Here is a 20857-nt window from a genome sequence, read left to right as displayed (position 1 = left end):
TTATTTGTAGTTCAAAGGTTTACTAAAAATCAAAGAACGTGTACCCTTCAAAGAAGACACTTTTATTGATACTTTTTTTAGTTGTTGGATATTCCCATGCCCAATTGAGCGACCTGCATTATTTGCCACCTTTACGGCAAGGACAGAATAATGGGGCCATTCAACAACAGGCAGTATACCTTTCAACACCGGAAACTACGGCGTTTACCGTAAATGTGTATCGGGGTACGAATCCCGTTCCCATAACTTCGTTTACCATTTCCAATGTAGCACCTGCCATCTATAACCTTCCCAATGGTGATAATGATATCACTTTGGTGACCAATAGCAGCACCGGGGTGGTCTTGAACAATAGTGGACTCCGGTTTGAATCTGCGGGAGGGGAAAAATTTTACGTAAACTATCGGGGCCGTTCAGGTTCACAGGCGGCATCCTTGACCTCAAAGGGAAGAGTAGCCATGGGAACCAATTTTAAATGGGGGGGCGTTCCCAACCTGGGCAGCCATGTTTCCAAATCAAACACCTTGGGGATTATGGCAACAGAAGATAATACGACCATTACCCTTTCGGGTTATGACCCCAACTGTGAATTTAGGGTGGGTAACAACAGAGCTGGAATAACGGCAAATTCCCATACGATTACCTTGGATGCCAATGAATCCTTTGTTTATGAGACCTATATAGGAAACTCCTCCACCATGGCCCACGAAAGGGGCTGGATCGGCGCTTCCATCGTGGCCGATAAGGATATCGTCATTAGCAACGGCTCCCTTAATTATGGTAGACAAGTAGGCAATAGTAACAGGGATGCGGGCATTGACCAACCCGTACCTGAAAATAGATTGGGCAAGGAGTATATTTTCGTTAGGGGAAATGGAAATAGCAATGGATGGACAGAGTTCCCATTAATTATTGCAACCGAGAACAATACCCAAATTTTTGTCAATGGGTCGGCAACACCCATTGCTACGTTGAACGAAGGTGATTTTTTTGAGGTACCCAGTAGCAACTACTCGTCCAACTCGGTAGGGGCGAACATGTATATTGAAACTTCAAAAGATGTATATGCTTACCAATGTGTGGGAGGGTCAACGGCAGCTTATACCCAAGGCCTGAATTTTGTAGCACCCGTAAATTGTCTTTTGCCAGATACCATGGACAATATTCCCAGCATTACCGATGCGGCCGGAGTTGCCATAACAGGGGGTGTTACCATTATTGCCGCCACCACTACACCGGATGCCAACATAACGGTGACAGATGGCAGTGGAGCCGTAACGCTTCCGTCCTCATCACCCGTTGTGGGAACCACGGATTGGAAAACCTTTTACCTTCCCAGCCTAACGGGTAATGTAAGTGTTCAGTCTACCGGCCCCATAGCCGTTGGTTTTTTCGGTTTCAATGGAGCAAGGGGTCTAGCCGGATATTATTCGGGTTTTGATACCGTTCCCAATATCAATTTACAAATTACAGGCAACAGTTGCCTTCCGGGTGCCATATTGGAAATTGCATCGGGTGAAGTCTTTGATGCCTACCAATGGTACAGCGATGGGGCTTTGATTCCGGGTGCCACGTCGTCTTCTTATACCGCAACTACGGCGGGAGACTATTATTTAAGGGTAACCAGGGGACCCTGTAGTTATGACTCGAACTCCATATCGGTATATTATTGCAACCCTGATATTGTGCTCAATAAGACTGCGGATGTTACGACCGTATCGGAAGGGAATAATGTAACCTTTACAATAACGGTCGAAAACCTGGGTATCGACCCTGCGACCAATCTAGTCGTTTCGGACCCTATACCCTCCGGACTTTCCATACTATCGACCACGACATCCCATGGCAGTTGGACAGCTCCCAATTGGAACGTTGGCACTTTGAACAGTGGCCAATTGGAAACGCTGACAATTACAGCTGTGGCGGATGCAAACAATTCGGTTATTCCAGCGGTATCGGTCACCAATTCGGTCACCAACAGTCAGGATCAAACCGATAATAATATCACTTCGGACAATCCAAACGTATCCGTCATTATCCATAACGATTTTGACGATGATGGCGTTGTCGATCTTTCGGACGAGGACGATGACAACGACGGAATCTATGATGCCACGGAACTCAATAGTTGCTCAGGAGGATTGGATTATGAGTTTTACAATGTATCGCCAGCAGGCAACACGGTAGATAACATTCCTACCTCTGGGGCACTCGCAACCGGAGTGGCAACCAACATCGATGTATCCGGTTTGGCGGCCACCCATACGCCCGGGGATGGCGAAACGTATTCGGTTCGGTATACCGGGTATATTGAAATAGCCACGAGCGGCAGCTACACCTTTTTTACAAATTCAGATGATGGATCTAAGCTATATATTGATGCCCTAGAAGTGGTTGACAATGACGGCCTACACGCCATGAACGAGGAATCCGGCACCATAGCACTTTCGGCTGGAGTTCATTGGTTGGAAATAGTCTTCTTTGAACTTACAGGAGGCGATAATATGATCGTTCAGTACCAAGGGCCTTCGATAACCAAACAGAACATCCCGTTCTCGATACTTTACCCCGCTTCATGTGGCAGTGATGCCGACGGATTTCCGGACCATCTGGACCTTGATGCGGACAACGACTCCTGCTCAGATGCCAATGAAGCCTATAACGACCCAAATACCGATGGGGGCGACGACATGGTCTACGGTTCCGGCATACCAACCGTAAACCCGGATGGAACCGTATTTACAGCGGCCTACCCTACCCCGGCCGATGTGGATACCAACGGAACCCCTGAATTCCAAGAAGCGGGAGCCGTACCAACAATTACGGTGGCACCCGCAAATTCACATACTTTTGTGAACACCAACGATACTTTTTCGTCGACCGATGATGGGGACACGTACCAGTGGCAGGTCAGCACAGATGGGGGCACTACCTTTACGGATATTTCGAACGGACCCGAATACAGCGGAACAACGACCAACACCCTCACAATCATTACCCCTGAAGTGGACAAGAACGGCTATCAATACCGGGTCCTTATTGCCAGCGATACCTTTGTATGTGGGAATACGGTCTCTTCCCCTGCAACACTGACGGTAGGCCCCAGGACCATCATTACCAACCGTAGAATAACAATTAGGGTTAATAAAAATTAGTTTTTACTTATTAAGGATCAGCTGCCAACGTAAGGAAAATCAGGTCATTTTAAGTATTCCACACCATTTATCGAAGTTTTGGTTTACGGGATTGGCCCGTTCACAACAAAAGATTGTCCATGCGGTGGTATTCGTATTATTTTGAGACGTAGTACGTCTAGGTATGGAAATAAAAAAATTAGGGTTACTGATCCTATTTTTGATTTTTGGAATTTTAAAAAGTAACGCTCAGTTGAGCGACTTACATTATTTGCCTCCCTTAAAACAAGGAAGTAATAATAGTTCCGTCAAGGAACAGGCCATTTATATGTCAACCCCTGAGAGCACGGCCTTTACAGTAAATGCCTATAGAGGCACAAGTACTATACCCATAGCAAGCTTCAGTATTTCAAATGCAACTCCTGCAAGATATGATTTACCAAATGGCGATAATGGCATTACCATGGTTCAGAACAACGATACGGGTATTGTCATTACAACCGGCGGACTTCGATTTGAATCTACCGGTGGCCAACGGTTTTATGTAAACTATCGGGGCAGTAGCGGAGCCCAATCCACTTCGTTGACATCAAAAGGTAGACAAGCGATGGGAACCAACTTTAAATGGGGCGGTGCGCCTAATTATGCCACTACCAGTGACATTTCGACCTCCTTGGGCATAATGGCCACGGAAAACAACACCACGGTGGATATTTTTGGGTACAACCCAGGCTGCGAGTTCCGTTTGCAAAACGACAGGGATGGCATATTGGACGATGCTATCCAAGTTGTGCTAAACGCAGGCGAAAGTTTTGTACTCGAAGCCTACACTACGGAAACTGCGGCGAACGTGGATGGCTGGTTGGGCGCCTCCATAACGTCGGACAAAAATATAGTCATAAGCAATGGTGGTCTTAATTACGGTGTGGTACCAACCTCTTCTAGCAGTAGGGACGCCGGTATCGACCAACCTGTACCGGAAGACAATTTGGGCAAGGATTATGTATTCATAAGAGGCGGTGGTCAGGATAGTACCGAATTTCCCATAATCATCGCCACCCAGAACAACACACAAATATTTGTCAATGGAAATACGACTCCAATGGCCACCATCAATGAAGGGGATTATTTTATAGTGCCCGGCACCAATTATTCAAATGCTAGCCCGGGCGCCAATATGTACGTTCGAACATCCAAGGACGCATACGCCTATCAAAACTTGGCGGGCAGTACCGGAGTGCAGACCGTTGGATTAAATTTTGTTGCTCCCCTAAATTGTTTGATACCGGATAAAGTCGACAATATTCCAGATATAACCGATGCCGCTGGAACTACCTTAAATGGTGGTATCACAATCATTGCATCCGCAACAACCCCAGATGCCAACATTGTAGTGACAGATGGTAGTGGTGCAGTCACCAAACCCGCAGCCTTAACAATTTCTGGTAATACAGACTGGAAAACTTTCTATATACCCAACTTAACGGGAAATGTGGACGTTCAATCCACCGGTCCCATAGCGGTAGGGTTCTTTGGAGCAAATGGCAACCGGGGTATCGCTGGGTATTTTTCCGGCTTTGACGTGGCACCCAATGTAGACCTTCAGATTACCGGTACGCAGTGTTTACCAGGTTCCAATTTGGAAGTTGTTGGAGAAGTCTTTGATGCCTACCAGTGGTTTTATGAAGGCAACCCCATTTCTGGCGCCACTTCGGACACCTATAACCCAACAGTGGCCGGTGATTACTATGTACGCGTGACCAAAGGCCCCTGTACCTATGACTCCAACACCTTGGCAGCCTACTATTGCAATCCTGATATTCAACTCATAAAGACCGCGGACCAAACTATGATCAATGAAGGGGAGAATATCACCTTTACCATTACCGTGCAGAATTTTGGTGTAGATCCCGCCACCAATTTGGTAGTGACCGATGCATTGCCAACGGGACTGTCCCTTGTATCGGCATCGCCCAGTACAGGTTCATGGACATCTCCCAATTGGAACGTAGGTACTTTGAACAGCGGACAGTTGGAGACTATTACTATTACCGCTGTGGCTGTTTTTAATTCGTTACCCAACCAAATACGCCATTTGGCAAATATTGCCTTAAATACCCAAAATCAGGTGGACAGCAATCTTAGCTTGGACAAACCTTCCGTGGCTATTATCGTAAACAATGATTTTGACAACGATGGAATAATCGACGTCGTAGATCTTGACGATGATAATGATGGTATTCTTGATTGCACGGAATCGAATGGAACAATTACCAATGGTACCTTCGGTTGGTATTTAAATACACCCTCAGGAACATTGGCCATGGATAACACCAGTAATCCTGAATTAAATTCCTGGTTCTTGTCCTCTACTTCAAACCTTTCATATAGCGGTATAACCGCGAGTACTCCCTTTAGCGCGGTTCAAATAGACAATATGCCATCAACTTCCCTTGAAGAGGCCTTATATAATAATGACTATATAGAAGTGTCCTTTACCACCACAGATAATCTATCCAACCCCATATTGCACAATATAAACTGGGGCTGGTATCAACCTAGCGGCGGTGACTCCTATACCATGAGTGCTTTCTTATCGGCTGATGGTTTCATTAGCAGTATACTTACTAAGGAAGATTTGGTCATAACCAACAATGCCACTACATATCAGGTATTTGACCTCATGGACCAAACTTTTATACCACTTTTACCAGATACTACCTATACATTAAGGGTCTATGTATATAATTAAATAGATGACGATGGAGAAAATTATTCATTTTTTGATGACATTAATTTTACCATTTCTTCCTGTCGTGGAATGGACAGTGACTCTGATAACGTAATAGACAGTTACGAACTTGACTCGGACAACGATGGTTGCTCGGACTCAAATGAGGCCTACAACAACATCAATGCCGACGGAGGCGACGACATGGTCTACGGTTCCGGTGTACCTTCCGTAAACGCCAATGGCACAGTAGTAGCAGCGGCCTACCCTACTCCTGCCGATATGGATACCAATGGCACGCCTGAATTCCAAGAAGCAGGAACCGTACCTACAATCACGGTAGCACCTGCAAATTCGCATACTTTTGTAAACACAAACGACACTTTTTCGTCGACCGATGACGGGGATACGTACCAATGGCAAGTCAGCACGGATGGGGGCACTACCTTTACGGATATTTCGGACGGACCCGAATACAGCGGAACAACGACCAACACCCTCACAATCATTACCCCTGAAGTGGACAAGAACGGCTATCAATACCGGGTCCTTATTGCCAGCGATACCTTTGTATGTGGGAATACGGTCTCTTTCCCTGCAACACTGACGGTAGGCCCTAGGACCGTCATCACTAACCGAAGAATAACCATTAGGGTCAATAAGAATTAGGCATTTTTTGTAACAATTACTCAAACCGCTCGTCAAGTAAGTACAATCAAACAAAAAACTACTTGCTTTGAGCACTATTCTTACCGTTAACAATCTTACCAAAAATTTTGGGTATTTAACCGCCGTAAAGGATTTGTCATTTTCCATTGAAAAGGGCAATGTATACGGTATTCTGGGGCCCAACGGAAGTGGAAAATCGACCACTTTGGGCATAGTCTTGAACGTGGTGAACAAAACCAGTGGGAACTTTTATTGGTTCGATGGAAATACCTCGACCCACCAGGCCTTAAAAAAAGTGGGTGCCATCATTGAGCGTCCCAATTTCTACCCGTATATGACTGCCGTACAAAACTTGAAACTTGTATGTAAAATCAAGGAAGTCGGCACCGATAAAATCGATGAGAAATTAGAGTTGGTGGGCCTTTTGGATAGAAAACACAGTAAGTTCAGCACCTATTCCCTGGGTATGAAACAGCGCTTGGCCATTGCATCGGCCCTTCTTAACGACCCTGAAATCCTGATTCTGGACGAGCCGACCAATGGCTTGGATCCACAGGGAATTCACCAAATCAGGCAAATCATCAAAAAAATAGCATCACAGGGCACCACCATATTACTGGCTTCCCATTTGTTGGACGAGGTGGAAAAAGTATGCAGTCATGTTATCATCCTAAGAAAAGGTGAAAAATTATATTCAGGCCCGGTCGATGGAATGATGGCCAGTTATGGATTCTTTGAACTGAAAGCCAACGACATGGACAAATTGTCCCAATCCCTTAAAACCAACAAAAAATTTGGGGATATAAAGCAAGAGAATGGATTGATCACCGCCTTCCCAACGGAAGAAATGGACGCCAAAACCCTGAACGAATCCCTTTTTTCAGAGGGTATCGTGCTTTCCCATTTGGTAAAAAGAAAGGAAAGTCTTGAGGAACAGTTCCTAACACTGACCAAGAATCAATCAAACTAACAGAAGACCATGATACGTTTATTAGAAATAGAATTCATAAAACTATGGAATAATAGGGCCAGCAAGGTGTTGATCATCTCCTATTTTTTTATCCTTACCTCCATCGCACTTGTTGCAGCGATTAAGTTCGATATTGGGCCTGTTAAGTTTCACTTGGCAGAAATCGGAATATTTAACTTCCCCTATATTTGGCACTTCAACACCTTCGTTACCGCCTTTTTTAAATTGTTTTTGGCCATAGTTATCGTATCCATGATGTCCAATGAGTACAGCAATAAGACCATAAAGCAAAATCTTATAGACGGACTATCCAAAAAAGAATTTATTCTTTCCAAGTTCCTGACAGTAGTATCCTTTTCCGTCATCTCTACTGTGTTTGTTTTCTTGGTCTCCTTAATATTAGGTCTTATATATTCAGATTATGACGAGTTGTCCATCATATTTTCCGATTTGGAATTTCTGGCAGCCTTCTTTTTTAAGTTGATGGGTTTTTTCTCCTTCTGTCTTTTCCTTGGGATTTTGGTAAAACGTTCTGCTTTTGCCCTAGGGTTTCTCATTTTATGGCAAATTTTCGAAGGAATAACGAGAGGTATAATCCGCTGGAAATTATTTGATGGGGATACGACGGATGCAATAATGGGTTTTTTTCCTTTGCAATCGATGTTCAACCTAATCAAAGAACCTTTTACACGTTTGGAAGCTGTTCAAACGGTTGCGGACCAAGTGGGTGAATCCATAAAACTAAATTATCACGTGCATTGGTATGAATTCTTGATCGTAATTGCTTGGACTGCCATATTCATTTATCTTTCCTATGCTTTACTTAAAAAGCGTGACCTTTAAAATTACGTGATATCGATGTTATATTGTATTTAACATCCATACTAGCCTAAAATTTCATTTTGTAGTATATTGTATTGTTTAAAGCTATGAAAATGAAAAAGGGCGCATCAATATGTAGGGTATTGGCCATGCCAATACTTCTCCTAATAGCTTTTTGTTTAAACTTCAGAATCTATTCCCAAGAATGCCCTACCCTAATTTCCCCATTGGATGGTGATACTGACGTTCCTGTTGACAATCTAATCCAATGGACGGCCGTCGATGGTATCATAGGGTATTTGGTATCTTTAGGAACCACTCCCGGAGGGGGCGAAATCATAAACAGAAGGTCCTCCGGCCTTAATAATTTTTATCAACCTGAAGTAGGTTTGCCTTCCAATACGGTGGTTTATGTAACCATCAGCCTATTTCTCCCGGATGCTCCCATTAAAGTCTGTCCCTTAAGAATATTTACAACGGAAACGGTTACGACAGCCCCGGATTGTACGGAATTGATTAATCCGCTTAATAATGAAAAAGATGTTCTGGTAAATAGCAACCTTAGATGGAATTATGCTACCGGGGCAACGGACTATAGACTTTCCGTAGGTACCTCTTCAGGGAACTATGATATTGTTGACAGTCAACTAACGGGAAATAGACTGGTGTATGGTTTTGGGGAACCTTTGGAATTGGACCAAGAATATTTCGTGTTGATAGTTCCTTTAAATGAAAATGGAGAGGCAACAGGATGTATTGAGGAGCGCTTTACAACAGGAATACCTACCGTAAGTTGCCAGGATTCCGATTTCCCTACGATTACCATACCGGACCAAATTGGACTTTGCGAAGATCAAGGGTTTGGCATCATTGACTCCAAGGATATTGCTAGGGGATACCGATGGATTTTTATCGATTCTGATGGATCCGAAACTATTCTCTCGGAAGATTCACAACTTAGATATGAAAGAGTAGGACAATATAGACTGGAGCTTTACAATATCCTTAACCAGTTCGGTGGCGCCATTGAGTGTCCTGTTTCCAAAAATTTTGAGGTGGTTTATTCAGAAACACCGATAATTTCGGATGTCTTGATAACGCGGCAAAATTCAGGTTTAACATTGGACATCAGAACGGAGAGTAGCGGAAGTTTTGAATTTTCTCTGGATGGTCCAAATTCGAATTTTCAAGATAGTCCGATCTTTAGAAATGTGGAACCGGGGGAAAGAACCGTATATGTAAGAGACCGATATGGATGTGGAGTTGTGGAAAGAGCGATTGAAAAAGAACTTTCCCCACAGGATTTTCCCGTATTCTTTACCCCGAATGGCGATGGTTACAATGACTTTTGGCAGTACAGAAAACCAGAGGATTCCAATGAAATACCCTATGAGGTCATTCATATTTTTGATCGTTACGGAAATTTTTTGGCGCAAATAGACCCAACCTCCACAGGTTGGAACGGTATTTTTAATGGGCGCGAAATGCCGGCATCTGATTATTGGTTCAGGGCAATTTCATTTACAAAGAAAGAGGTAAAAGGACATTTTACCCTCAAACGGTAGGTTGAACCTTAAATTCAACATAATATCATTCCTTTTTTGGTAAGAATTCTATTAACCAAGTTAACTATAGTTATAGTCTTTCGTACTTTTAGAGTATGAAATTTAACGTGGTATCGGAATTTAGTCCTACAGGAGATCAGCCCAATGCGATAAAACAACTTTCAAACGGGATCAAGGAGGGTGAAAAGTATCAGACCCTGCTGGGAGTAACCGGATCGGGTAAGACGTTTACCATTGCAAATGTTATCGAAGAAGTACAAAGGCCTACTTTGGTCTTGGCCCATAACAAGACCTTGGCGGCACAGCTTTATTCCGAGTTCAAACAGTTTTTTCCAAAAAATGCCATTGAATATTTTGTCTCGTATTACGACTATTATCAACCGGAAGCCTACATTCCCACAAGTGGAGTGTATATCGAAAAGGACCTTTCCATCAATGAGGATATCGAAAAACTAAGACTCAGTGCCACTTCCTCCTTATTGTCTGGAAGAAGGGACGTGCTGGTGGTAGCCTCCGTTTCTTGCCTGTATGGTATTGGAAATCCCATCGAATTTCAAAAGAACGTGATTTCCATCCAGAAAGATCAAGTCATTTCCAGAACCAAGTTTTTACATCAGTTGGTACAAAGTCTTTATTCAAGGACTACGGCAGATTTCAGAAATGGAAATTTTAGGGTAAAGGGAGATGTAGTCGATGTATTTCCAAGTTATGCGGACCACGCCTTCAGAATTCATTTTTTTGGGGATGAAATTGAGGAAATAGAAGCTTTTGACCCATTCAACAACACAATTTTGGAAGTGTATGATAGCCTGAATATCTATCCGGCCAACATGTTCGTGACCTCACAGGATGTTTTGCAAAATGCCATACACAACATTCAGGACGATTTGGTAAAACAAATCGATTATTTCAAGGAAATAGGAAAACCTCTTGAAGCCAAAAGACTGGAGGAGCGGACCAACTTTGACTTGGAAATGATCCGGGAATTGGGTTATTGCTCGGGTATAGAGAATTACTCCAGATATCTTGATGGTAGGGAACCGGGAACAAGGCCTTTCTGCTTGTTGGATTATTTCCCAAACGACTACCTTATGGTCATCGATGAAAGCCACGTAACCGCACCGCAGGTCCATGCCATGTACGGTGGCGACCGTTCCAGAAAGGTGAATTTGGTGGATTATGGCTTTAGATTGCCCGCTGCAATGGACAATAGACCCTTAAAGTTTGAGGAGTTCGAGGCACTACAAAATCAGGTCATTTATGTAAGTGCCACGCCTGCGGATTACGAATTACAATTGAGCCAGGGTATCTATGTGGAGCAGGTGATTCGCCCTACCGGGTTGTTGGACCCTATCATTGAAGTCCGCCCAAGCCTGAATCAGATAGATGACTTGGTGGAGGAAATCCATCAACGTGTTGAACGGGACGAACGGATTTTGGTTACCACCCTTACAAAGAGGATGGCGGAAGAACTTGCCAAGTATTTGGACCGCATAAGTGTTCGATGCCGGTACATCCATAGCGACGTCGATACCTTGGAACGTGTGGAGATCATGCAGGACCTTAGAAAGGGTATTTTTGACGTACTTATTGGCGTCAATCTTTTGAGGGAAGGATTGGACCTACCCGAAGTTTCCTTGGTCGCAATTTTGGATGCCGATAAGGAAGGGTTTTTACGAAATAATCGATCCTTGACACAGACCGTTGGTCGTGCGGCCAGAAACTTAAATGGAAAGGCGATAATGTATGCCGATAAGATTACGGAAAGCATGCAAAAGACCATTGACGAAACAAATTACAGAAGGGAAAAACAGATACAGTATAATACCGAAAACAACATCACGCCAAAGGCCTTGAACAAAAATTTGGACAGCGTACTATCCAAAAATTCGGTCTCCACCTATCATTACCAAAAAGAGGAATTGAGAGCGGCGGAACCCGATCTGGAATACCTTACCAAAGATCAATTGGATAAGCTTATCAGGGAAAAGAGAAAGGCCATGGAAAAGGCGGCAAAGGAGCTGGATTTTATGCAGGCGGCCAAACTTAGGGACGAAATAAAGGCGCTTCAGGAACAGGAAACCTAAGATTGTACCAAAAATTCCGTGTTTTCGATAGTTACAAAGTAATCAATTAAATAAGACCGATTAAAAAATTGATTTACAATTTTTTATAATTATTTTTAGATGAGACTAAAACGAAATATTTCCTGATAATTAAGATGAAAAAGCGGTTTTTTATAGCGATTCTAACCAGCTTTATGGTGTATCAAGAAAATTGGTCCCAAAAAGTGTCGGCCGAAAAAATTGAAGCCATGACCGATGAAGTTTTCATTGAATCGGTTTCCAATTTACGACAATTTTTAACACTTCCAAACGATGGTAATTTTCCCGATCAGATCGCTACAAATTTGGCTTGGTGCGACAGTGCTTTTTCCGCGTTGAACTTCAGGACCCAAGTGATAGAAACGGAAGGTGCCCCGCTCCTATTTGCTGAAAAAATAGTTCGCAAAAAAGGTAAATCGGTTTTGTTCTATTTGCAAATCGACGGGCAACCGGTTGACACTACAAAATGGTTTCAGCCCAATCCATTTCAACCGGTTCTGAAAGAAAAAAAGGATGGGAAATGGGAAATCATCGACTTTGAAAAATTAAAGGAGAACGTTGATTTTAATTGGCGCATTTTTGCCCGCTCATCCTCAGATTCCAAAGGTCCAGCCATGTCCTTAATATCAGCCTTACAAATTCTTCAATCGAAAAAAATACAACCTGAATATAACATCAAGGTCATCATGGATTTTCAGGAAGAGCTGGGCTCGCCCCACCTCCCCAAAGCGGTCGCTCAAAACAGGCAACTTTTGGATGCGGAAATGCTCTTTATAATGGATGGCACAAGGCATCTATCCAACTTCCCAACACTAACGTATGGAGCAAGGGGCATCGCCACGGTGACCCTAAGGATTTTCGGACCAAAATACGGGTTACATAGTGGACAATACGGAAACTTCGCGCCAAATCCGGTTTTTGAGGCGTCCCGACTCATTGCCAGCATGAAGGATGAACACGGCAAGGTTACGATACCCGGATTTTATGACGGCGTTCAACTCACAGAAAGCGACAAAAAAAGCTTGGCCGCAATACCGGAAAATCTTGACAGCACCATTGTAAACCTAGGTATTGCCGCACCGGATGAAGTTGCGCCCACCTATCAGGAAGCATTGCAATATCCATCTTTGAATATTAGGGGTATGAAGTCGGCATGGGTGGAAAAAGAAGTTCGGACCATTATTCCATCCGAAGTAATCATCGAAATCGATATGCGCCTGGTTCCAGAGACTCCGGGTGAAAGACAAGTGCAGCTTTTAAAGAAACATATTGAAAATTTTGGGTATCACCTCCTGGATTCACTACCCTCGAATGCGGAACGGGCAACCTATCCTAAACTGGCATCTTTCAAGTACCGATTGGGATCTCAACCGTTTCGGACGGATCTAGATAGTTCTATTGGCCTTTTTCTAAATAGCGCCCTGAACAAGGTTTTTGGCAACAACATCGTAAATATGCGTACCACTGGCGGCTCACAACCCATGGCGCCGTTTATAAAAACCTTGGAAATACCCGCAGTATCCATTCGCATTCCGAATCCTGACAATGCCATCCACGGGCCCAACGAGAATTTACGTTTGGGAAATTACAGGGAAGGTATCATGAGCTGCTTGGCCATTCTCACGGAAAAACTGGAGTAAATAAATACCTAAGGGAACGCCCACTAGGCAACCATAGAAAACCAAATGACAGATTTGAGGTAAGCCCTGCGGTATTGATTCTATTGACGGCACCAATAAAAAAGTGCCCTGATCTCTCAGGACACTTTTCAACTAACCAACTCAACCAAACATCATGAAATCCATTGAAGGATTGCACAATTCTTTTATGATAATTCTATCATTCTCTTAGGCTTTGGCAACGCCTCTTCTTTTTTCGGCAAGGCAAATCGCAATATTCCATTCTCATAGGAAGCATCGATTTTATCCGCATCAACAGATTCAGGAAGTGTGAAGGACCTTTTGAAAGAAGCGTATCCAAATTCCCTTCTCGTGTAATTTCCTTCCTTCGTCTCGTTCTCTGTTTTTACTTCGGAGGAAATCGTTAAAAGATTGTCATCAATCTCAATGTTAAAATCCTCTTTCTTCCTTCCGGGAACCGACATTTCCAATTCAAACCCGGTTTCATTTTCTTTAATGTTCACTGCTGGAACGGTACTGTTGAAATTTTCCATTCCACCAAACCAATCAGGTTTGAAAATCTCGTTCATCAATGAAGGAAACAACACGTCATTTCTTTTAATTAGGTTCATAACTTTTATATTTTTTTAGATTAAACTTTGTTACGCCTAGCATAAGACAAATCCTATACCACTGAAACTTTTATGTCAATATGTCCTAATTACTCAAAGCAATGATGTCAATATGACATTATTTTATTTTTTGAGTTCGTTTAAAATGCTTTTTAAGTAAGGAATTGTCAGCCCTCTGACTAGATTTATAGCAACATAAATCAATGAACCGAATCAAGAATATATTTTACAGGGTACGAAGTAAGATCGCTTTCTATCCCACAATTATTTCGGTTACCGGAATATTGGTCGCCTTCCTGTTTATTTATCTGGAACAGAGGGGCATTTCCAAATACCTAATGGACATGGCCCCAGGTCTCGTCATTGAAAATACGGAAACCGCAAGAACGCTTTTAAGCACGTTGATCGGCGGGTTGATTTCCTTGATGGTATTCAGTTTTTCCATGGTTATGATATTACTGAACCAAGCCGCCAGCAACTTTTCCCCTAGAGTGCTGCCTGGTATAATTTCCGATGAGAAACACCAAATTGTATTGGGGCTTTATCTGGCCGTGATTCTATACAATATTTTCATTCTGGTCTCTATTGAACCGACCGACCCCTCCTACCAAACCCCGGGATTTTCGGTACTGATTGCCATTATTCTAACGGTTCTATGTTTGGCTTCCTTTATCTATTTCATTCACAACTTATCCCAATCCATACAGGTTGGAACGATTCTTTACGCCATCCACTCTAGAACCAAGAAAAGTCTATTGGAAGTTTTGGAGACCGAAGTAAAAAACGCTATCGATTTTCCAGAGATGCACGATTGGGCGGCTTTAAAACTGGACAAAACGGGCTATTTTCAGGGCGCACTTAAAGATGATTTGTTGGATATCTGTCTTGAGAACGAACTAAAAATCGCCTTTATAATCCGAAAAGGCCAGTTTATCCTGAGTAATCAAGTAGGAATTTTAACGAACAAATCCATTTCGGAAGAAATTAAAGCAAAGATTTTCAAGTGCTTGATCATCTCTAAGGAAGAACTTACAGGTGATAATTATATTTATGGTTTTCGGCAAATTTCCGAAATCGGCATAAAGGCCATGTCCCCGGGAATCAATGACCCTGGGACTGCCCTTAATAGTATTGACTACCTTACGGAATTGTTCACCTTTCTCATGCAGACCAGGGATTTTGAATACTTAAGCAAGGAGGATGGAACAAATCAGGTGCGATTCATACGAAATAGCTTTCCTGAAGTGCTGTACAATGTCTTGGCAACCTACAGGCCCTATTGCGCCCAAGATATAATGGTCACCGGCAAACTATTGAACATGCTCTCTTCATTACGCCAAAGAACAGTTAATTCACAACAAAGCGATGCCATAGTATTGGAAACGGATAATCTAAAAAAGGATATGGAAAAAATGATAAAAAACCAACGGGACCTTACCCAACTGAGGGATGGATTTCATGTATGGTCCTAATTATAATGTGCCTTGAAAATATTGATGATTATCTCTGGCGGCACTATTTTGTTGGGGTACTCGTGCATAATGGACAACACCTGCTCAATGGCCGATGGCGGCAGCCCCATACGTAGGCCAATATCATGTAAGCGCTCAATCTCCTTGAGGTTATTTTCATCATCGATATTCATCAATAGAATCAACCGATTGAATTGGACCAACCGTTCCGCTTGGGATTTTGGAATTATGTGCTCCACTTCTCTTTGAAAAAGCCCATCAAATTCCTTTTTACTCACTTCAAGGCTCTGTGCCACATTGAAAAGAAAGTCATATTCCGATTGCTTTAAGGTATTATCAACCCTGGCAAAAGCGATCATTTCAGAGAGAATACTCAATTTTTCCTTTAAGGTGTTCACTGCAATTCCTTTATACATTTATTTCTATGGAGATAACAACAAAATTGAAAGAATAGTATAGTTTAATCTATGAAAAACAGTTATTTAACAAATATGATCGGGTTTCCCGTTCAACGGATTCTTTTATGTCCATGTACAGCGATCAGGAACCAATAATAATGATAACTTGCATGAAATTTAAAGTTTATGACAAACAACGATATATTTAAAAAATTGAGGGTTGCCCTAAAGCTTCGGGATGACGAAATTGTGGAAATCCTGACCCTGGTCGACTTTAAGATTTCAAAAAGTGAATTGGGTGCTTTTTTTAGAAAGGAGGACCACCCAAACTATATGGAATGTGGTGATCAAATACTTCGTAATTTTCTGAACGGACTTGTCATATACCTGAGAGGGACCCGGGAAAATCCTAAAAATCCAGGTGAAGTTCTCTTGGGCAAGGAACCCACCAAGAATTTCGACAAAACCAAAAGCTTTAAAAAACAACAATTGAAAAACGTGGATACCAACTTAAGTCACGGAAAATACAAGAACAAAAAAAAATCCTGATGCTGGCATCAGGATTTTTTGTTTGATTTCTAAATTGTTAAGAGGCAATCCTCACAGGCACGGTATAAAGCTTACCTTCCTCCACATTCGAAACGTCCACTTTTTGGTAGTTCAACCTTCCCTTCACAAATCGCTCCAAATTTACGGATTCCGTATCCACGGATAACACAACGATTTCCCCTGCACTGTTCAAGGTGAACCGTACTTGTGCAGTAAGGTCGGACTCCATTTCAGTAAAGGAATTGTTTTCCAACATTTTGGTAATTTGATTGGAAAGACTCTTTTCAGGTTCAACACCTGTTGCATCGTTGGCCAAAACATTTCCTGTTGCTAATAGCAAAGCTGCTACAAAAACTAAACTTAATTTTCTCATGACTTGTTGTTTTTTGACTTCCATTTCTGAAAGTTGATTAATAATTGATTGATGATGATTTGCTAAAAAGACGCCTCAAAAATGAGAATGTTACAACAGAACATCGTTTTAACATTTTTTTAATCAAAATCATCGCTTCTAATAGCAAGTCAAAGTTACATTGAAAAGGTTTGCTGTGACGGTTACTGACAAGTCTTAACCAAATCTTCAAATGAGTAAGCCGGCGATGAACCTAAATTTAAAATAGGCATTTCCACATGCATGGGATTCCCTTAAGGGAGTTAAAAAAGGTTTCGATTATTGTCAACCTTTCAATAAATGTTGTGCAAAATTTGCGACAAATTCGCGTTAACAATAAAAAAAAGGCAATGTTACGGTAACATTGCCTTTCTATAAAAAATATTCTTTAGGAATACTTATTTCAATACTTCCTCCACTTTATCGGCAGCTTCCTTGAACTGTACCGCGGAATGGACCGCTAATCCAGAATTGTCAATAATCTCCTTGGCCAACTCCGCATTGGTTCCTTGCAAACGCACGATAATGGGAACCTTGATACTATCGCCCATATTCTTATAGGCATCTACTACACCTTGGGCGACCCTGTCACAACGCACGATTCCTCCAAAAATATTGATAAGGATTGCCTTTACGTTGGGATCCTTTAGAATAATCCTAAAAGCTTCTTCCACCCTTTTGGCATCGGCGGTACCGCCAACATCCAAGAAGTTTGCAGGCTCACCTCCGGCCATTTTAATCAAATCCATGGTAGCCATTGCCAAACCGGCACCATTTACCATACATCCCACGTTTCCATCCAAATCCACGTAGTTTAGACCTACGGCCCTTGCTTCGACCTCGATTGGATTTTCTTCCCGCAAATCCCTCATTTCGGCATATTGCTTTCTGCGATAAAGCGCGTTGTCATCAATGGAAACCTTAGCATCCACCGCCATGATCTTATCATCGGATGTTTTCAAAACAGGGTTGATTTCGAACATACTGGAATCGCTCTGTACATAGGCCTTGTACAAGGCCGAAACAAATTTGGTCATTTCCTTAAATGCGGTTCCTGATAGGCCCAAATTGAAGGCTATTTTTCTCGCTTGGAAACCAAGAAGTCCCGTTGCTGGGTCGATCTCCTCGGTAAAAATCAAATGCGGTGTCTTTTCGGCCACTTCTTCTATATCCATACCGCCTTCGGTAGAATACATGATCATATTTCTGCCTGTACTCCTGTTTAATAAGACCGACATATAAAATTCACTGGTTTCACTATCACCGGGATAGTAAACATCCTCGGCCACCAAAACCTGATGTACTTTTTTACCCTCGGCGGAAGTTTGAGGAGTGACCAGGTTCATACCTATAATTTGTCCTGCAAGCTCCTCGACCTCCTTCAAATTTTTGGCCAATTTAACGCCACCACCTTTTCCGCGACCACCGGCGTGAACCTGCGCTTTGATCACATGCCATCCGGTTCCCGTTTCCGCTGTCAATTGTTTGGCCGCGTCAACCGCTTCCTTGGCACTATGCGCTACGATTCCTCTTTGTATGCGAACGCCAAAACTTGATAATATCTCTTTTCCTTGATATTCGTGAAGGTTCATATTAGGGTAGTTTTATTTGTTGGGCAAAAATAGGAAAGACAGGGTAATTATTGAAAATTAAACTTGATTAAATGAATAAGGTCCTGCCAATTCGTTCAAACTTGTCCACATTAACTTTCAATATTTTTGAAATCCAAGGGGTCAAAATTCTTAAAATGGCCGTTCAATTCAATAATTTTCCGGGTTCTTTCCACTTGGGATAGCACATTGATCGTTGTCACCAGATGGTTATAAATAAATTCCAGTCGCTCCTGTTCCTTGGATATTTTTAATAACTGGTATTCCTGTTCATAGGAAAGCCCTATTTTATGTGCCAACACAAAACTATTGTACTTGGCCAGGTCAATCGGTGTGTTTGGAATTTCCATAATCGCATAAAGTTCCCGAATCTTTTTCACCACCTCTGCCTTATAACTGGCCGGACAGATATAATCATACTCCAATAATTCCACAAGTCCGCCAGGGTATAGCTTCTCCCCCATTTGCGGCTCAAATAGAACGACCTTAAATACTTGTCTGGCCACACATACAACATCCATCTCCCCTCCTTCATAAGTGTTGACCACTTCTACCAGTTGCACCTCCGTCCCGTACTCCAATCGATTGTTATGGAAAACCGGTATTCCAAAGGTAATGGCCTCTTCCCTACAATCCTGGATCAGCTGTTTGTACCTGGGCTCAAAAATATGCAAGGGCACAGTTTCGCCGGGAAAGAAAACGGATTTTAAAGGAAAAAGAGGTAGTTTCATTTAAATATAAATGATGTGATTATCAATGCAGTTTATTAATCCATTGATACTTGATGAAAAACTGAATTTCTTTCTAAATTACAAAGCTTGTATATAGCATACAAGCAAAAGATGGATTTTACTGTTACATTTGACACATTTTGTTGTATTATTCTATTTTACAGGGTAAATATTTGTGGGAATCCTTTGTTACTACTAGCTTTGTCAAAAATATATCGCTATGAACAATGCGGATTTACTGAAAATCGCCAAAACGTACGGAGACCCCGTCTACGTTTATGACTCCGAAAAAATAACCTCCCAGTTCAATAGGCTTACCAAAGCCTTTGGTACCGTAAAGAAATTGAAGTTGAATTACGCTGCCAAGGCACTATCCAATATCACCATTTTAAAATTGATGAACAGTTTGGGAAGTGGCCTGGATACCGTATCCATTCAGGAAGTACAACTGGGTCTATTGGCAGGTTTTAAACCAGAGTCCATCATTTTCACCCCCAACGGCGTCTCTTTGGAAGAAATTGAGGAGGCGGCCAAATTGGGCGTTCGGATCAACATTGACAACCTTTCCATCTTGGAACAGTTTGGTAGCAAGCATCCGGACATTCCGGTTTGTATCCGGATAAATCCGCACGTAATGGCTGGAGGAAACTCGAAAATATCCGTAGGCCATATCGATTCCAAATTCGGTATAAGCATACATCAAATACCGCATTTATTGCGAATTGTGGAGCTTACTAAAATGAATATCAACGGAATACACATGCATACCGGAAGCGATATTTTGGACATCGATGTATTCCTCTATGCTTCGGAAATCCTTTTTGAAACCGCCAAAAACTTTAAAAATTTAGATTTTATCGATTTTGGAAGTGGATTCAAGGTTCCCTATAAAGAAGGCGATATTGAGACGAACGTTGAGGAACTGGGGAAAAAGTTGGGTTCAAGATTCAATGAATTCTGCAAAGAATATGGCAAAGACCTTACCCTGGCCTTCGAGCCCGGAAAATTCCTCGTAAGTGAAGCCGGATTCTTTTTGGCCAAAGTGAACGTTGTAAAACAAACGACCTCTACCGTTTTTGCCAGTGTGGATACGGGCTTCAATCACTTGATCAGGCCCATGCTCTATGGGGCTACCCATTCCATTGAAAACATTTCCAATCCGGAGGGAAGGGAGCGCTACTATTCGGTGGTGGGCTACATCTGCGAAACGGACACTTTTGCTAGCAACAGAAGAATCAATGAGATATCAGAAGGGGATATTCTGTGTTTCAAGAATGCGGGAGCCTATTGCTTTACCATGGCCAGCAATTACAATTCCAGGTTTAGACCGCCGGAAGTTTTATGGCACAAAGGTCAGGCGATTTTGATACGGGAACGTGAGACCTTTGACGATTTAATTAAGAATCAGGTAGATGTAAAGGACTTATTTGCGGTAAAGCAACCTGAGAAAGTGAAATAA

16 protein-coding genes are annotated in these 20857 nt (G+C 42.4%); 11 read left to right on the top strand and 5 right to left on the bottom strand.

Annotation, left to right across the window (positions count from 1 at the left end; translation table 11 throughout):
• The first annotated feature begins 38 nt into the window (after positions 1-38).
• The 8 genes from FEK29_RS06315 (at position 39) to FEK29_RS06280 (ending at position 13636) form a co-directional block, all read left to right on the top strand.
• Positions 39-3155: a PA14 domain-containing protein gene (locus FEK29_RS06315; protein WP_138257577.1), complete on the top strand. Its 3117-nt coding sequence runs from the start codon at positions 39-41 to the stop codon at positions 3153-3155.
• A 232-nt stretch (positions 3156-3387) separates the two neighbouring features.
• The gene (locus FEK29_RS06310; protein WP_240042679.1) at positions 3388-5886 is read left to right on the top strand and encodes a DUF11 domain-containing protein; all 2499 of its coding nucleotides are present in this window, start codon (positions 3388-3390) and stop codon (positions 5884-5886) included.
• 69 nt (positions 5887-5955) lie between these two features.
• A complete protein-coding gene (locus FEK29_RS06305) occupies positions 5956-6534 on the top strand; it encodes a hypothetical protein (RefSeq protein WP_138257575.1) in 579 nt (192 codons plus the stop codon).
• Positions 6535-6601: 67 nt separating this feature from the next.
• Positions 6602-7504: an ABC transporter ATP-binding protein gene (locus FEK29_RS06300; protein WP_138257574.1), complete on the top strand. Its 903-nt coding sequence runs from the start codon at positions 6602-6604 to the stop codon at positions 7502-7504.
• Positions 7505-7513: 9 nt separating this feature from the next.
• Entirely contained in the window at positions 7514-8347 is an 834-nt protein-coding gene (locus FEK29_RS06295) for an ABC transporter permease (protein WP_138257573.1), read from the top strand.
• A gap of 92 nt (positions 8348-8439) precedes the next feature.
• Complete coding sequence (locus tag FEK29_RS06290; RefSeq protein WP_161595322.1) at positions 8440-9891, top strand: T9SS type B sorting domain-containing protein; 1452 nt, start codon at positions 8440-8442, stop codon at positions 9889-9891.
• Positions 9892-9986: 95 nt separating this feature from the next.
• Positions 9987-11978: an excinuclease ABC subunit UvrB gene (uvrB, locus tag FEK29_RS06285; RefSeq protein ID WP_138257571.1), complete on the top strand. Its 1992-nt coding sequence runs from the start codon at positions 9987-9989 to the stop codon at positions 11976-11978.
• A 134-nt stretch (positions 11979-12112) separates the two neighbouring features.
• Positions 12113-13636, top strand: a complete 1524-nt coding sequence (locus FEK29_RS06280) for a M20/M25/M40 family metallo-hydrolase (RefSeq protein ID WP_138257570.1) — start codon at positions 12113-12115, stop codon at positions 13634-13636.
• Positions 13637-13821: 185 nt separating this feature from the next.
• On the opposite strand, the gene FEK29_RS06275 is transcribed toward FEK29_RS06280, so the two are convergent.
• Positions 13822-14247, bottom strand: a complete 426-nt coding sequence (locus tag FEK29_RS06275; RefSeq protein ID WP_138257569.1) for an Hsp20/alpha crystallin family protein — start codon at positions 14245-14247, stop codon at positions 13822-13824.
• Positions 14248-14450: 203 nt separating this feature from the next.
• On the opposite strand from FEK29_RS06275, the gene FEK29_RS06270 reads away from it, so the two are divergent.
• Entirely contained in the window at positions 14451-15719 is a 1269-nt protein-coding gene (locus tag FEK29_RS06270) for a DUF2254 domain-containing protein (protein ID WP_138257568.1), read from the top strand.
• Here the strand turns inward: FEK29_RS06270 and FEK29_RS06265 are convergent.
• Positions 15716-16135, bottom strand: a complete 420-nt coding sequence (locus FEK29_RS06265) for a TerB family tellurite resistance protein (protein ID WP_240042678.1) — start codon at positions 16133-16135, stop codon at positions 15716-15718. The genes FEK29_RS06270 and FEK29_RS06265 overlap by 4 nt on opposite strands.
• Positions 16136-16303: 168 nt before the next feature.
• Between FEK29_RS06265 and FEK29_RS06260 the strand changes: the two genes are divergently transcribed.
• On the top strand, positions 16304-16666 hold the full coding sequence (locus FEK29_RS06260) for a DUF1456 family protein (protein ID WP_138257567.1): 363 nt from the start codon (positions 16304-16306) through the stop codon (positions 16664-16666).
• Between the two features lie 37 nt (positions 16667-16703).
• Here the strand turns inward: FEK29_RS06260 and FEK29_RS06255 are convergent, their stop codons facing one another.
• The 3 genes from FEK29_RS06255 to FEK29_RS06245 all read right to left on the bottom strand — a co-directional run bounded on the left by FEK29_RS06255 (position 16704) and on the right by FEK29_RS06245 (position 19398).
• Complete coding sequence (locus tag FEK29_RS06255; protein ID WP_138257566.1) at positions 16704-17039, bottom strand: hypothetical protein; 336 nt, start codon at positions 17037-17039, stop codon at positions 16704-16706.
• Positions 17040-17455: 416 nt separating this feature from the next.
• Positions 17456-18649 (bottom strand): ADP-forming succinate--CoA ligase subunit beta, encoded by a 1194-nt coding sequence (sucC, locus tag FEK29_RS06250; RefSeq protein WP_138257565.1) that lies wholly within the window; start codon positions 18647-18649, stop codon positions 17456-17458.
• 110 nt (positions 18650-18759) lie between these two features.
• Entirely contained in the window at positions 18760-19398 is a 639-nt protein-coding gene (locus tag FEK29_RS06245) for an LON peptidase substrate-binding domain-containing protein (protein ID WP_138257564.1), read from the bottom strand.
• A 220-nt stretch (positions 19399-19618) separates the two neighbouring features.
• On the opposite strand from FEK29_RS06245, the gene lysA reads away from it, so the two are divergent.
• The gene (gene lysA / locus FEK29_RS06240) at positions 19619-20857 is read left to right on the top strand and encodes a diaminopimelate decarboxylase (RefSeq protein ID WP_138257563.1); all 1239 of its coding nucleotides are present in this window, start codon (positions 19619-19621) and stop codon (positions 20855-20857) included.

The organism is Maribacter aurantiacus, assembly GCF_005780245.1.
Lineage (GTDB): Bacteria > Bacteroidota > Bacteroidia > Flavobacteriales > Flavobacteriaceae > Maribacter > Maribacter flavus.
The sequence above is the reverse complement of the archived record's forward strand: the minus strand, read 5'-3'. Positions and strand labels throughout refer to the sequence as shown.

Bases quoted from the DNA above. Each gene is read 5' to 3' on its own strand.
- FEK29_RS06305 (WP_138257575.1), top strand. From the start codon at position 5,956: ATGGACAGTGACTCTGATAACGTAATAGACAGTTACGAACTTGACTCG.
- FEK29_RS06295 (WP_138257573.1), top strand. From the start codon at position 7,514: ATGATACGTTTATTAGAAATAGAATTCATAAAACTATGGAATAATAGG.
- FEK29_RS06290 (WP_161595322.1), top strand. From the start codon at position 8,440: ATGAAAAAGGGCGCATCAATATGTAGGGTATTGGCCATGCCAATACTT.
- uvrB (WP_138257571.1), top strand. From the start codon at position 9,987: ATGAAATTTAACGTGGTATCGGAATTTAGTCCTACAGGAGATCAGCCC.
- FEK29_RS06280 (WP_138257570.1), top strand. From the start codon at position 12,113: ATGAAAAAGCGGTTTTTTATAGCGATTCTAACCAGCTTTATGGTGTAT.
- FEK29_RS06275 (WP_138257569.1), bottom strand. From the start codon at position 14,247: ATGAACCTAATTAAAAGAAATGACGTGTTGTTTCCTTCATTGATGAAC.
- FEK29_RS06270 (WP_138257568.1), top strand. From the start codon at position 14,451: ATGAACCGAATCAAGAATATATTTTACAGGGTACGAAGTAAGATCGCT.
- FEK29_RS06265 (WP_240042678.1), bottom strand. From the start codon at position 16,135: ATGTATAAAGGAATTGCAGTGAACACCTTAAAGGAAAAATTGAGTATT.
- FEK29_RS06260 (WP_138257567.1), top strand. From the start codon at position 16,304: ATGACAAACAACGATATATTTAAAAAATTGAGGGTTGCCCTAAAGCTT.
- FEK29_RS06255 (WP_138257566.1), bottom strand. From the start codon at position 17,039: ATGAGAAAATTAAGTTTAGTTTTTGTAGCAGCTTTGCTATTAGCAACA.
- sucC (WP_138257565.1), bottom strand. From the start codon at position 18,649: ATGAACCTTCACGAATATCAAGGAAAAGAGATATTATCAAGTTTTGGC.
- FEK29_RS06245 (WP_138257564.1), bottom strand. From the start codon at position 19,398: ATGAAACTACCTCTTTTTCCTTTAAAATCCGTTTTCTTTCCCGGCGAA.
- lysA (WP_138257563.1), top strand. From the start codon at position 19,619: ATGAACAATGCGGATTTACTGAAAATCGCCAAAACGTACGGAGACCCC.